10 protein-coding genes and 2 tRNA genes are annotated in these 13474 nt (G+C 60.2%); 6 read left to right on the top strand and 6 right to left on the bottom strand.

Going from position 1 to position 13474, the window contains the following annotated elements; all coding sequences use genetic code 11:
- Positions 1 to 1314 carry a diaminopimelate decarboxylase gene (gene lysA / locus AA0535_RS12845; protein ID WP_264816859.1) on the bottom strand — a complete coding sequence of 438 codons (1314 nt, stop codon included), beginning with the start codon at positions 1312 to 1314 and terminating at the stop codon, positions 1 to 3.
- Between the two features lie 90 nt (positions 1315 to 1404).
- Between lysA and AA0535_RS12840 the strand changes: the two genes are divergently transcribed.
- From AA0535_RS12840 to AA0535_RS12825, 4 genes are all read left to right on the top strand, one after another.
- Positions 1405 to 1827: a cytidine deaminase gene (locus tag AA0535_RS12840; RefSeq protein ID WP_264816858.1), complete on the top strand. Its 423-nt coding sequence runs from the start codon at positions 1405 to 1407 to the stop codon at positions 1825 to 1827.
- The gene (locus AA0535_RS12835) at positions 1824 to 2624 is read left to right on the top strand and encodes a trypsin-like serine peptidase (protein ID WP_264816857.1); all 801 of its coding nucleotides are present in this window, start codon (positions 1824 to 1826) and stop codon (positions 2622 to 2624) included. The genes AA0535_RS12840 and AA0535_RS12835 overlap by 4 nt, the downstream gene beginning before the upstream one ends.
- Before the next feature lie 80 nt (positions 2625 to 2704).
- The gene (locus tag AA0535_RS12830) at positions 2705 to 3109 is read left to right on the top strand and encodes a response regulator (RefSeq protein WP_264816856.1); all 405 of its coding nucleotides are present in this window, start codon (positions 2705 to 2707) and stop codon (positions 3107 to 3109) included.
- Between the two features lie 57 nt (positions 3110 to 3166).
- Positions 3167 to 3946, top strand: coding sequence for an SDR family NAD(P)-dependent oxidoreductase (locus AA0535_RS12825; RefSeq protein WP_264816855.1), 780 nt, complete (start codon positions 3167 to 3169; stop codon positions 3944 to 3946).
- Positions 3947 to 3968: 22 nt separating this feature from the next.
- Here AA0535_RS12825 and AA0535_RS12820 read toward each other — a convergent pair.
- The 3 genes from AA0535_RS12820 to AA0535_RS12810 form a co-directional block, all read right to left on the bottom strand.
- Positions 3969 to 4045: transfer RNA gene (locus tag AA0535_RS12820), tRNA-Arg, on the bottom strand.
- A gap of 32 nt (positions 4046 to 4077) precedes the next feature.
- Positions 4078 to 4154 (bottom strand) — tRNA-Arg (locus tag AA0535_RS12815).
- Between the two features lie 64 nt (positions 4155 to 4218).
- Positions 4219 to 4602, bottom strand: coding sequence for a hypothetical protein (locus tag AA0535_RS12810; RefSeq protein WP_264816854.1), 384 nt, complete (start codon positions 4600 to 4602; stop codon positions 4219 to 4221).
- Positions 4603 to 4814: 212 nt separating this feature from the next.
- On the opposite strand from AA0535_RS12810, the gene guaA reads away from it, so the two are divergent.
- Together guaA and AA0535_RS12800 are read left to right on the top strand one after the other, a co-directional pair.
- Positions 4815 to 6410 carry a glutamine-hydrolyzing GMP synthase gene (gene guaA / locus AA0535_RS12805; RefSeq protein WP_127101130.1) on the top strand — a complete coding sequence of 532 codons (1596 nt, stop codon included), beginning with the start codon at positions 4815 to 4817 and terminating at the stop codon, positions 6408 to 6410.
- Between the two features lie 283 nt (positions 6411 to 6693).
- Positions 6694 to 10455: an ATP-dependent DNA helicase gene (locus AA0535_RS12800; RefSeq protein WP_264816853.1), complete on the top strand. Its 3762-nt coding sequence runs from the start codon at positions 6694 to 6696 to the stop codon at positions 10453 to 10455.
- An 860-nt stretch (positions 10456 to 11315) separates the two neighbouring features.
- Here the strand turns inward: AA0535_RS12800 and AA0535_RS12795 are convergent.
- Both AA0535_RS12795 and AA0535_RS12790 read right to left on the bottom strand, forming a co-directional pair.
- Complete coding sequence (locus AA0535_RS12795) at positions 11316 to 12143, bottom strand: SDR family oxidoreductase (protein WP_264816851.1); 828 nt, start codon at positions 12141 to 12143, stop codon at positions 11316 to 11318.
- Between the two features lie 436 nt (positions 12144 to 12579).
- Entirely contained in the window at positions 12580 to 13413 is an 834-nt protein-coding gene (locus AA0535_RS12790; RefSeq protein WP_264816850.1) for an SDR family oxidoreductase, read from the bottom strand.
- Between the last annotated feature and the right edge of the window lie 61 nt (positions 13414 to 13474).

Below are 13474 nucleotides of genomic sequence, written 5' to 3'. Positions count from 1 at the left end.
TCAGGTGGCCGTCCCGGCGCCGTCCAGCCAGTCGGGAACGACGTCATCGCTCCAGAGACTCTCCAGGTTCTGTCTCTTGCGGATGATTTGCCACTTGCCGTTTTCGATCATCACCTGTGCGGCAAGGGGGCGACTATTATAGGTCGAGCTCATGACAGATCCGTAAGCTCCTGTATCCAGCACGGCAATTTGGTCGCCGGGACGCAAGGCGGGAAGCAGTCGGTCCTTGGCCAGTACGTCGCTCGACTCGCATACCGGGCCGACAACCGTCTGGGGTGCCGTCTCCGCATAGGCAAGATCGGGGGCGAGCGGGATAATGCCATGCCATGAGTCATAGAGGCTCGGTCGCGCCAGATCGTTCATTGCAGCGTCCACGATCACGAAATCGGATACGCCCTCACGCTGGGCTTTCAGGTCGATGATGGATGCAAGCAGGAGGCCCGCGGGTGCCGCAATCCATCGACCCGGTTCGATCGCGAGTTGAAGGTCGAGGCCGCCCAGTGTCTCGACAATGGCGCCTGCCAGCGCCGCAGGCGGAGGCGCAAGTTCGTCACGATACCGGACGCCCAGCCCGCCGCCGCAATCGACCATGGTCACTGTCAGGCCCTCGGATCGCAATCCGCTTACGAGCTCGGCAATGCGGGTATAGGCCGCCTTGAACGGCGTTGGAGTGAGGATCTGGCTGCCGATATGTGTGGCCAATCCCCTGATCTCGATACCCGGCAGTTTACTTGCTTCGCGATACAGAGTGGGGGCGTCGTCCCAGTCGATGCCGAACTTGTCGCCCAGACGCCCGGTGCTGATCTTGTCATGCGTTCCGGCATCGATATGCGGGTTGACGCGCAAGGCAACACGCGCTGTCAGGCTGGAGGCGCGAGCGAGACGCGACAGGCGTCGCAGTTCCTCGACGCTCTCGACATTGATCTGTCCAATCTCCTCCTGAAGGGCGAGCATCAGCTCGGCGTCGGTTTTGCCCACGCCCGAGAACACGATATGGGCTGGATCGATCCCGGCCTGGATTGCCCGGCGGAGCTCGCCACCGCTGACCACATCGGCCCCGCAGCCTTCCTGACGCAGCACGCTCAGAGTGGCCTGGTGATCATTGGCCTTCATGGCATAATGCAGGGCGATATCGACGCCACGTTCGGTAAAGGCCTTGCGCAGATTGCGCGTGCGCCTGCGCAGCGTGCCAGCCCCGGTTACCCAGCATGGTGTTCCAACCGCGCTCGCGATGGTCTGCAGGGGGACACCCTCGAAAAGCAGCCCATCCTGCCCGTCCATGTGAAGAGAAGGGCGAGAGGCGAGAAGGTTCATGATATCAGGGTCGTGGCGTGTCATGCCGGACAGACTACAAGGGCAATCCGCGGCTTCCAAGCCGGGATTGCAGAGCGGAGAGGGATTTTCATGACCACGGATCTGGTGGCGGCGGCGCTTGCTGCACGGTTGCGGGCCTATGCGCCGTATTCACGTTTTCAGGTTGGGGCTGCGCTACGCTGCGACGGCGTAATTCACGCCGGGTGCAATGTCGAGAACGCCGCCTATCCGCAGGGGAACTGTGCCGAGGCCAGCGCTATCAGCGCCATGGTGATGGCAGGCGGGCGCAGGATCGACGAAATCGTGATTGTCGGGTCAGGTGAGGCACCGTGTACCCCGTGCGGTGGGTGCCGCCAGCGTCTGCGCGAGTTCGGCGCTCCAGAATTGCCGGTGAGAATTGTGAACGCGCAGGGCGAATTGCTGCTCGATACGACGCTTGAGGCCTTGCTGCCCTGGTCGTTCGGCCCGGATCACCTGGTGAGTCGACCGGGACAGGAAGATACCGGTAGATGAAACGCCTCTCGGGTTCAGGACGTGGGCTGCAAAGTCATGTCGCCGTACCACGACGCGGTTCAATGCTGCGCATGAAAACCGGGCTTGCGGCTGGTCTCAGCCTGATGATCGCTGCTGCGTGCGGTCATGCCGATGCGCGCAGGCCGGTAACTGCCTTGCCAGGTGTCGGGCAGGGGGAGCGTCATGCCATCGATGTCGGTCACACGCCGTGGCGCATGCTCGGGCGTGTGCAGACGGAGTTGGGCGCGCGATGCACGGGCTTCATGGTCGCACCTTCGGTCATCATGACGGCAGCGCATTGCCTCTGGCGGGAGGAAGTGGCCGGTTTCGTGCAGCCTTCGAGCGTGCATTTCATGCTGGGCTATGACACGGGCTCATGGCGTGGCACTGCACGTGCGGTTCGCTTTATCATTGCACCCGCCTATGATCCTTTCCACCCCCTGCGCACCAGTCAGGCTGACCATGCCACGGTCATTCTCGACCACCCGCTGATAACGAGCGCTGATCTCGTGCCGATCGTGGCTGCTTCACCTGGCCTGCCCGCCATGCTGGCCGGGTATCAGCAGGACCGTAAGGAGCTGGCGATTGGTGACTCAAATTGCCATGTGGTGCAGGTGCGCGGGCAGTTGATCGATCACGATTGTGCAGCCACGAAAGGCGCAAGTGGCGCCCCGTTGCTGGTTTTGAAGAATGGAAGCTGGGGTATCGCCGGTATCGATGTACTTGCCCATGACGGACAGGGCGGAACGGCCGTCGGTTTCGCAACCGAACAGAGTTCTGACAAAACTGTTAGATAGAAGTAACAACGTCGCCAGCGAACTGTAAGCCTGCGCCGCCGTTGACATGGCTCAATGCTCTTCCGGGAGATACGGGGACCATGTGCGCAGATCTGTCTTTTGCTACCGCCCGCTCGAGCGATATTCATACCGCGCCTACGGTTCTCGTTGTTGAAGACCAGGTTCTTCTGCGTCTTTACGTCTCCGACATGATCGAGCAGGCGGGATATACCGTGCTCTCCGCCGAAAATGCCGATGAAGCGCTGACGGTCATCAGCTCCAATCCTCAGATCAGGATTGTCTTTTCCGATCTGGAGATGCCGAGTGAGATGACAGGGCTCGAACTCGGGCACCATCTGTCTCGCACGCGCCCGGAGATGGGCTTCGTTCTCACATCGGGGCGCCAGATGCCCGGTAGTGCTGCCTTGCCCCCTCGCGGCCTTTTTGTCCCCAAGCCTTTCCTTGAAAGCGATGTATGCGCAGCCTTGCAGCGTTGCGTGCATTAGTCTCAAGCCACGTTTTCCCGCCACCCCCAAAAAAAAAAGAAAAACCGGGGTTAAATCATGGATACGACCGTTGGAGGTCGCGCGCCCCGCAGTCGTACGCATCCGGGGTTGGCGGCCCGTTCTGTTGAACCCGAACACGCCATTCTGATCTCCGGCGCAAGCTGTGATATCGGTCGTGCTGTAGCGCTGCGCTTCGCTCGTGCAGCCTATCCGGTCATCCTCACCTATTGGTGCAAATGCGAGCCTGTCCTGACGCTTGCAGTTGAAATCAATCGGGCAGGGGGGCGCGCGCTGGCACTGCCTCTCGATATCCGTGATCGTAAGGCGATTGCAGAAACGTTCAGAAGAGGATGCGAGGCATATGGGCGTATCGGTGTCCTCGTGAACAATGTCGGTATGGCGGGTCGCGCCGTTCCCTTGGCGGGAGCCTCCCCGGAGGATCTGGAGACGGTGATCGATACCAATATACTGGGTACGGTTTTGATGAGCGCTGAGGCGGTACGTCAGATGTCCGTGTCGGCGGGGGGTGTCGGCGGCGTCATCATCAACATCTCGTCTGTCGCAACACGATCGGGCAGCAGGATATTCCACGTGCCGGAAGCGACGTCCTGCGGCGCAGTTGAGGCTCTCACCAAGGCGTTGTCAGATGAGGTGGCGGCGGACGGAATAAGAGTGGTGTCGGTTGCACCCTGTGCCGCGCCGTCTCACGCGCGCATGCGAAAGAATATACCGTCCAGCAGGGCTATTGAGGCGGATGATATCGCACAAGCCGTCTTCTTTCTGGCCTCTGATCAGGCACGCGCCATCACGGGCACGACTTTGACGGTGTCAGGCTGACGGCTGATTTTCAGAAAGAGAATGGCGCACCCGAAAGGACTCGAACCTCTAACCCCCAGATTCGTAGTCTGGTGCTCTATCCAATTGAGCTACGGGTGCGTAGTGATCATTTGACTGATCACGATTTATACTGGCGCACCCGAAAGGACTCGAACCTCTAACCCCCAGATTCGTAGTCTGGTGCTCTATCCAATTGAGCTACGGGTGCGTCGTGGGGCGGGTTCTACTGCGAGTTGTCCGACCCCGCAAGAGGGAAAAAGAATTTTTTTCAATCAATGATTTGGGCGGGTCATGACGATATGGGCGCGGCATGTCGGAGCCCCGTAAATGCCGCCGATCGCATTCCCTACCGGATAGCCATTGAAGACGATGCTGTAGGGTTTGCCCTGCGCGTCCTTGAGGTCGAGCTGGGCATGATAATGGTGTGGGTCGGTGCCCCGCACGCCCTTGAGCACCAGCGCATTATCCCCCGGGGTGAAGCTGATCACCTTGGTGCCGATCTGAAGGGTCGAATCAGTGGTCGTCGGACAACTGCCCTCATCGGCCACGAGCGCTCCGGTCCAGAGCCCGATGGGGTCCTTGCTGGGAGGCGCGGGCGGCGAGCAGGCGGTCAGGCCGGCGCTGAGCCCCAGGAGAGTCAGGCATGCTGTCCTCATGCCGAAGCCACACCGCATGATTGCTTCAGAAGCCAGGCGAACCCTCGCGGTGGCAGTGATGAGGGGGAGGAAGGGCATGATTCTCTCGTCCGGGTGAAGAAATGGTGACATTTAGCGGGGGGCAAATGCGTGCTTTGGGATGACGATGCCCTGCGAACATCCTATACGATGCCCACAGAACTTGCCCATGCACGACGTGTTGAAAGAGCGCCATGACTGAAACCGCCCCGCAGAACGCCGATAACCTCGACCTTCAGCTTCACGAGGATCGTATCCTGATTCTCGACTTCGGCAGTCAGGTCACGCAGCTCATCGCCCGTCGTGTGCGTGAGAGCGGCGTCTACTGTGAGATCTGGCCGTTCACCGCAACGGAAGAGAAGATCCGCGGTTTCCATCCGCGCGGTATCATCCTTTCAGGTAGCCCGGCCAGCGTGCACGACGATAATGCGCCGCAGATCCCTGAGATCGTCTTCGATCTCAACGTGCCCGTGCTTGGCATCTGCTATGGCCAGCAGGCCATGTGTGCGCGTCTCGGTGGCAAGGTTGAAACCCATGAGCATCGCGAGTTCGGCCGCGCCCATATCGAAATCGCCGAAGATTGCGCGTTGTTCCGTGGTGCCTGGTCGCGCGGGCATCGCGAGCAGGTCTGGATGAGCCATGGCGATCGCGTCACGGCACTTCCCCCCGGCTTCCGGGCCGTGGCCTGGTCGGAAGGCGCACCGTTTGCGATCATCGCCGATGAAGGGCGTCGCCTCTATGGGGTGCAGTTCCACCCTGAGGTCGTGCATACGCCGCATGGCGCAGCCCTGATCAAGAACTTCACCCATGATGTGGCCGGATGCAAAGGCACATGGACCATGGCCGGGTTCCGCGATCTCGAAATCGCGCGCATCCGCGAGCAGGTCGGGTCAGGCCGCGTCATTTGCGGTCTCTCGGGCGGTGTTGATTCGTCGGTTGCGGCCAAGCTGATTCATGATGCTATTGGCGATCAGCTCACCTGTATCTTCGTCGATCCGGGCATTCTGCGGGCAGGCGAAGCCGATGAGGTCGTCAAGACCTTCCGTGGCCGTTTCAATATCAGCCTTGTCCATCGCGATGCGTCGGATCTGTTCCTGAACGCTCTTGCTGGCGTGACGGACCCGGAGGTGAAGCGCAAGACCATCGGGCGCCTGTTTATCGAAGTGTTCGAGGAAGAAGCGACCAAGCTGGGCGGTGCCCAGTTCCTGGCTCAGGGCACGCTTTATCCCGACGTGATCGAATCTGTCAGCTTCACCGGCGGTCCTTCGGTCACCATCAAGTCGCACCACAATGTCGGTGGTTTGCCCGACCGTATGAACATGGAATTGGTCGAGCCGCTGCGCGAATTGTTCAAGGACGAGGTGCGTGCGCTGGGTCGCGAGCTCGGAATTCCTGAAGCCATTGTCGGGCGTCATCCCTTCCCTGGACCGGGGCTCGCCATTCGTATCCCGGGTGCGATTGACAGGGAGAAGCTCGACCTGCTGCGCAAGGTGGATTCAATCTATCTTGAAGAGATCCGCAATGCCGGGCTCTATGATGCCATCTGGCAGGCTTTTGCCGTGTTGCTGCCGGTCCGCACCGTCGGCGTGATGGGCGATGGCCGCACCTATGACCAGGCCTGCGCGCTGCGCGCCGTCACCAGCACGGATGGCATGACGGCTGAGGTCTATCCCTTCGATTTCGGTTTCCTGAACCGCGTGGCGGGACGTATCGTCAACGAGGTGCGCGGCATCAACCGCGTGACCTATGACATCACGTCCAAGCCGCCGGGTACGATCGAGTGGGAATGATTTTTGCCTATCCGAGCGTATCCGAAACTACGCTAGAATACTATCTAACCCACTGATAAAAATAAATAATTCACTAGGCATCTATCGGTGCCTATCGGTGGGCAAGGATCGGAAGTGGCGGCCCAGTTGACGGCCCTTGCCCATATTGATCACCGAGAAATTTGAAAGTGCCGTCAGAAGAGAATTCGGAGCTGTAGTCCTCGGGATCTGACGAGCGATAAAATGGCCAGTATCGATCGAAGATTCCGCAAGGTCTTGCGGTGATGCGTATTGAGGGGAAGAGATGATCGCCGGTTCCGGAAAGCTGCCGTGGCAGCACATAACGATACGTGTGCCTTGGCATGATGGTGGCTGGAATGGGCGTGTCTGCACCGCACCGTCGGCGAACACTTCATGTCTGGTCCTCGGACGCATCGCCTCGGCAAAACGTGAAGATCAGGATGCTATAGCGGGAAGGTTGTTCGATGAGCTCGGGCCGGCGGTGCTACCGCCATGTGTCGATGAGCGTGTCAGCTTTATGTGCGACCACGACCTCGTTCTAACCAAGCAGCACCCCTACAAGCTTTCGAGCCCTACGACGCACGGCCATTTCGGCGAGACGAAGCTGCGGATCGAAGCCTATTCGGCAGCATGCATTCCCTTCGGATGGATGTTGAAATCAAACATCGAGGGCGACGAGAGCGAGGGTGATCTCGGCAAGGCAACAGCGTTGCGGCTAGCCTATGATCCCGAACGCGAGCCGGACCTGTCGTTTGAAACGGGTTGGGTTCAGGACAAGACGAACCAGCTCATCATGCTGGACACGTTCTTCGGGGCCCTCCTGCCGAAGACGTCACTCTGTTTTTTCTATGCAAAGAAGACGCCGCTCTCGGAAAGCGCAAACCGTGTAATCGTCGGTGTTGCCAAGGTCAACGGCATTGGCGGGCATACCGAATACGCCTATGACTCGCCTGGTGACCTTAAGGGCGTGCTCTGGGAGCGATGTGTCCGCCATTCGCTTCGCCCCGGTGGCGACGATGGCTTCCTCATGCCTTATTATGACGTCCTTGCCGCTTCACAGGCAGATGCAAGCGTGCCCGTCGAAGATTGCGTCGCCTTTGCGCCTGATGACCAGTTCGACGCGTTCTCATACGGCGCAGAGCATCTCGGCCATGACGGCGCAATAGCGTCGCTGCTCGCTTGCGCCGCGGCTTTGCGAGCGACAGCGAAGGTCGTCGAAACTGACGTTTCCGGCTCTCTCGCGTGGATCGATCGTGAGATTGCGCGTCTGTGGAAGGCGCGAGGCGTTCATCCGGGACTAGGAAGTGCTCTGAGCGCTTTCGGTCTGGCGCATGGATCGCTGCTGGCGCATGAGATCGTGCGTGCGGGGAGTCGTGAAGGCGAGGTGTTCGATGCCTTCGCGTTTATCGACCACATCGTGAAGAAGCCCTCGGCATGTCCGCAGGCCGAGAAGCTCGGCTTCGGTTCGTCTTATCGCGAGAAATGGAAGAGCCTCGCGCTGCCACGCCGACAACTGCTCGATCTGGTCGCGCGCTGTAGTCTGACCACTGACCAAGCACTCCGAGCCTATCAGGCTACTCAGCGTAGCGTCTTTACCGAGGCAACGAGCGACGCCGACATCTTGGCCAATCCGTACCTTCTCTATGAGCGGGACGAGACGGCGGCCCAAAGGATAGCCTTTGGCATCGTCGATCGTGGCGTATTCCCAGCCGATGTTATTCGCGAGGTCGCGCCGCTTCCCGCTCAAGCGGCGATGACCGACGGGATCGACAAGCGTCGAGTTCGCGCGCTGATCACCGACATGTTGGAGCATGCTGTCCAGAACGAGGGGCACACGCTTCTCCCGCGCAGCTGGATCGTTAGGAGAGCGATCGAAGCGCCGCTCGACCCACGCTGCATGGTCGACGAAGACGTGATCGATATGGTGGCGGACTACCTCGCGTCCACGTTGGAAAGTGCGCGAACCTCCGACGGCGAAATCGCGCTGAAGCTTCGGCGTTATGGGGCGTCGCGCACGGCGATCACGAACGCGGTCCGCAAACGCGTCGGTGGCAAGCGCCACGCGATCGTCCACAAATGGCGCGCGCTCGTCGATGCGGTACTGCCTCCAATGGGAACCGGGCCTGAAGCCGAGGTCGAGGAACTGGCGCGACGGGAGAAATCGGGCGCACTCGAGCAACTCGCATGCGGACGATTCTCCGTCCTTATCGGTCCAGCGGGTTCGGGCAAGACGACACTCCTGAAGGTCCTGTGCGACCTTCCAGAGATCGGCTCGGGCGGGATCCTTCTGCTGGCGCCGACCGGGAAAGCGCGCGTCCGCTTAGAGGAAGCGACCGAACGTCTTGGTGAGGGCCAGACACTGGCTCAGTTTCTCCAGCGCTATGAGCGGTATGACGGGGCGAGCGGACGGTACTTCCGTAATCCAGAAGCGCCGCGCGAGAAGGGGTATCGGTCGGTCATCGTCGATGAGTGTTCGATGCTTACAGAGGACCAGCTTTCGGCACTCATCGACGCGATTGAGGGCGTTGATCGCTTGATTTTGGTTGGCGATCCTCGCCAGCTTCCGCCTATTGGCGCCGGCAGACCGTTTGTGGACATCTGTCGGAAGCTCGCGCCTTCAGAGGATACGCCTCAGTTTCCGAAGGTGGCCCCAGGATATGCCGAGCTCACCATCATCGGCCGCCAGCGCGGGACAGACCGCGGCGACGTGCTGCTGGCTCGGCAGTTCAGCGGCGAGCCCCTGGATGCCGGCGCAGACGAAGTGTGGGAGGCGCTAAGGTCCGGCACGCTGTCGCACGTGCGGACCGCCCATTGGGCTCTCCCTAGCGAGCTGGAACCGCGCCTCACCGACGAAATTGTACGAGGTCTTGCGCTTGCCGACCGCGCTGATCAGCGCGGCTTCGAGCTGAGCCTAGGCGGAAGCGAATGGGAAGGACATGTGCTTTTCTGGGCACGGCGCGCCGGTGAAGCCGAAGGCGGCGCTGCCGAGGCCGCTCACGACTGGCAGATCCTTTCACCAGTCCGGACGGGCCCCCCTGGTGTGGAAGCGATCAATCTCGCGATCCAGCGTCGGTTCCGGGACAAGGTACGCGACCGTGCGCTCACCCCATATGCGAAATATCCTAAGCCTGCAGGTCCTCAAGGCGTGCTGTGGGGCGACAAGGTGATCAACCTTCGCAACAACGGCCGGCGTCGCACCTACCCGCGACAGGAACGGGCTTACGTCGCTAACGGCGACATCGGAATCGTCGTCGGGGGCTACAAGACGGGAAAGATGAAGTATCGCCCACGCGACCTCGAAGTCGAGTTCGCCAGTCAGCCCGGCGTGAAATTCACCTACTTTGCGAGCGAGTTCTCGGGCGAGGAGGGAACTCCAGAGCTCGAACTCGCCTATGCGCTCACGGTTCACAAAACGCAGGGCAGTCAATTCGAGCGCACGTTCGTCGTGCTGCCGCGCAATTGCCGACCCTTGTCGCGAGAGCTGCTCTACACAGCGATCACGCGACATCAGGAAGAGCTGATCCTTCTCCACGAAGATGACATCGGCGCGTTGCGGCAATACTCGGATCCGTCGGCCTCGGAGATCGCACGGCGAATGACGGATCTCTTCGAGGCGCCTGGGCCGGTCGAGGTGAAGACGGTCTCAGGCCCACGGTTTCTCGACAAGCATCTTATGCATCGAACGAGCCGGGGCGAGTTCGTTCGGTCCAAGTCGGAATTGGCCATCGCAGAAAAATTGAACGGCATGGGCGTCGGCTACGTCTACGAGCAACCCCTGCAACTCGACGGCAAGACGCGCTGGCCTGATTTCACGATCATCGATGAGGACTCTGGGGTCACATATTATTGGGAGCATCTCGGCATGCTGTCGGACCCGCAATATGCGGCACGATGGCAGATCAAACGTGCGGCCTACCTGGCAGCAGGCATTCGACCGATCGATGAACAGGCTGGGGGAGATGTCCTGATCGAGACCAAGGAAGCGGCGGGTTCGGGCCTGGACATGGTCGAGGTTGACCGGCTTGCCCGCTTGATCGTGGGCTGAGCGTTGCGCGATCGTCTCTGGTCTTGACGCCCTGTCTCTTAGTGAGTGCAGCGGTTGCCCTCTTCCTGATAAAGCAATCCGTGTGAGAGTTCGTTACCTACGCGACTGGCTTTCCTCGAGACATTTGTCCTCCTCTTGGATAGGAGGAGGGCCGTTACAGCGGGGCGTCTACGCTCGTGCTTCGACTCTGCGATTTGTTGTGGCGGTGTTTTTGGGGAACGTTTGCTATACGTAAAGCTCTTCCCGGGAAACTGTCTTCACCCTCTCAACCTCTGTCGCGCTTGATCCAGCCCACCATCCCGGAAATCCAGGATCGAGGTGGGTGTATTGATCTCGCCGATTTTGGCGGTACTTTATCGGGAGCAAAAGATTCGAGATCTGAGGTCTACGCCTCACTGCGAAAGGGTCGATAGATACCGATAGTTCACAGAATTTTTTCTGCGCTAAAATTGCCAAAAAATCCCGCAAAAGCAAAAGGATAGGTTTTTGACGGCCTACGCCTCGGCGCTGGCGGCCAAAGAGAAGATTTTCCACAATAAAATCAATCGCTTATCGTAGAAAAAATATTAGAGTGGGAATGATCCTCCCGGTTTCAAACACCTGATCAGGGGGCGTGTTGGCGTGGGCGGATTTGGGGACCCACGCCGTCCGGGAGTTCTGCCCTCCCGACGCGTCAAGACATGGTATGGCAGGCTCGGCCCACAGAGAGCCAAGATTGGCACGACCCTGTGATGTGCTCCCGGCATCCATACAGTCGCGCCGGCAGGACGTGGCTTGACCACGTTGCGAAGACCGGAATCACCGGCGAGGCATTTTCAGGCGAAGGCAGATTTCCCTTTCCTGGGTGGGGATCAGCCTTGTCAGGACAGATCCCACTCCTTGCACCAATGAACGGCGGTCGTGCCGCCATCGATCAGGAAATCGCTCCCGGTGATAAAGCGTCCATCGGGGCTCATGATGAGCGCGGCGAGCGTGGCAATTTCGTCGGGTGTGCCTGCGCGTCCGGCGAGTGAGCTCTCGATCATGCTGCGATAGCTGGCGCCTCTTGGGCCACGCAGTTCGTCATTTGCCAGTGGCGTGATGACAATTCCCGGACTGATAGCATTGACCCGCGCACCGCGCTTGCCCCAGTTGATGGCCTGAGCCCGTACCCGCAAGCCATTGGCGCGCTTGGATAGCTGATAGGCATGCAGCGTGTCGCGTACAGCGTCTGGCTGCAGAAAGGGCAGATCCAGCAATGCATCCACGGGCGTCACGGCCAGCTCGCGGTCCTGTTCAGGGGTGAGCGCGCCCATTCGGTGGCCGGATTGTGACGAAATGACGAGGCCTGCGCCACCGGTCGCTATCACCTTGCCAAAGCATTCGAGAACGAGCGCCGTCCCGTAGAGATCGATTTTGAGAATCGTCTCGATGTTACCCTGGGAAGGCGAGACACCGGCGGCCTGTATGAGACCGGTGATCGGCCCCAGCGCTTGCGCTTGCGTTGCCAGCGCCTCGACCGAGCGGCGAGACGCGATATCCACGCTGGCGGTACGTACATCGTAGCCCGCATCTGCGAGGGTTTTCGCTGCGGTTTCGGCATTGCCAGGCGTCACATCGGCAATCAGCAGGATCTTGCCCGCGCTCACGCGCCGCGCAATGGCCTGACCGATCGAGCCGGCACCGGTGAGAACGATCACATCAGACATCGAGGTTTCTCCTTGCTTCGTTGACACAGTGTGTTGTTGAGACCTCCCCGGTCGAATGGATTGGAGACCAGGGAGGGTTTCCTGGCGGACGCAGGTATCGTCCTTGAGAGGTTGGCTTTCGCGGTCAGAAAATATGGTCGGCGTACCTAAGAAGATGGTGGCGACAGGCGCGCCTATTATGAGCACCCTCCCGGGCATACCAGGCTGCACCACTCTTTTCTGTAAGCGGGACTTGCGCTCCCGGATCCGTGGGCTAGGCGTGGAGCATGCGACGCGCGCAGCAAAAGAGGGCGTGTCCCCCCCCGGGTCCGGTGAAGTGCCTTGATAGAGCGCCACTGCGCGTGTGAGGTGACGCGCCCGATTGCCTGTCCCTCTCGATAACCGCCTGATCCGGTGAGCCAACCCTGGCATGCGGTCAAGCGCTCATGTGGACGGACTAACCCGGCGCGGGGAGCCGCCCGGCACGCATGGCTGCGATTACGCCGCCATCAATGAGAAGATCGCTTCCTGTGATGAATCCCGCATCGGGCCCTAGCAGGAAGCTTGCGGCGATCGCAATTTCATCCGGGGGCGCCATGCGTTTGGCTGGCGATGCTTCGACCATGGCGCGATAGACAGGACCGATTTCGGAGGCAAGTTCATGCGCTGCGAGTGGTGTGACGACGATGCCGGGGCTGATGGCGTTGACGCGCGCAGCTTTCTCACCCCAGCGGACCGCCTCGGCCTGGACCCGCAGATAATTCGCGCGCTTGGCGACCATATAAGCGATCATGCTATTTGGGATTGCCTCTGGTCGAAGGAACGGCAAGGCGAGCAATTCATCAGCTGGTGTCGACGCGAGTTGCTTTTCCTGGTCTTCAGGCAATGGGCGTATCATGTGACCTGCCATGCTCGAGATGATCAGCCCCGCGCCCCCTGGTGCGATCACGGCGCCGAACACCTCGAAAACGAGCGCCGATCCGTAGAGATCAACTTCGAGCACAGTTCGCGCCAGGGCCATATTGGGCGATAGCCCCGCCGTGTTGATGATCTGCATGACCCGGCCGAGCTCCTGTGCTCTGCGGGCCAGCGCCTGCACTGAAGCGCGTGATGTCACGTCCACGTTTTGTGTGACGACATCATAGCTCGCCTCACGAAGGCGCATTGCGGCAGCTTCGAGCGTTTGCACGTTGCGGTCGGCGAGCAGAAGCACTTTGCCGACACCCTGACGTCGGGCGATGGCTTCACCGATACCGCCTGCGCCGATGATCACGACTAGGTCTCTCGTCATACTCAATCTCCGCTCTCTGTACCTCGCGCGGGGGGTGAATTCGCGCCGGAGGTCATTCGGG

Source organism: Asaia krungthepensis NRIC 0535, assembly GCF_025995175.1.
Classification (GTDB): Bacteria; Pseudomonadota; Alphaproteobacteria; order Acetobacterales; family Acetobacteraceae; genus Asaia; species Asaia krungthepensis.
Note: the sequence above shows the minus strand (reverse complement) of the source record. Positions and strands in the feature narration are given on the sequence as shown.

Coding starts and splice junctions, on each gene's coding strand:
- lysA (WP_264816859.1), bottom strand. CDS start 1,314: ATGAACCTTCTCGCCTCTCGCCCTTCTCTTCACATGGACGGGCAGGAT.
- AA0535_RS12840 (WP_264816858.1), top strand. CDS start 1,405: ATGACCACGGATCTGGTGGCGGCGGCGCTTGCTGCACGGTTGCGGGCC.
- AA0535_RS12835 (WP_264816857.1), top strand. CDS start 1,824: ATGAAACGCCTCTCGGGTTCAGGACGTGGGCTGCAAAGTCATGTCGCC.
- AA0535_RS12830 (WP_264816856.1), top strand. CDS start 2,705: ATGTGCGCAGATCTGTCTTTTGCTACCGCCCGCTCGAGCGATATTCAT.
- AA0535_RS12825 (WP_264816855.1), top strand. CDS start 3,167: ATGGATACGACCGTTGGAGGTCGCGCGCCCCGCAGTCGTACGCATCCG.
- AA0535_RS12810 (WP_264816854.1), bottom strand. CDS start 4,602: ATGAGGACAGCATGCCTGACTCTCCTGGGGCTCAGCGCCGGCCTGACC.
- guaA (WP_127101130.1), top strand. CDS start 4,815: ATGACTGAAACCGCCCCGCAGAACGCCGATAACCTCGACCTTCAGCTT.
- AA0535_RS12800 (WP_264816853.1), top strand. CDS start 6,694: ATGATCGCCGGTTCCGGAAAGCTGCCGTGGCAGCACATAACGATACGT.
- AA0535_RS12795 (WP_264816851.1), bottom strand. CDS start 12,143: ATGTCTGATGTGATCGTTCTCACCGGTGCCGGCTCGATCGGTCAGGCC.
- AA0535_RS12790 (WP_264816850.1), bottom strand. CDS start 13,413: ATGACGAGAGACCTAGTCGTGATCATCGGCGCAGGCGGTATCGGTGAA.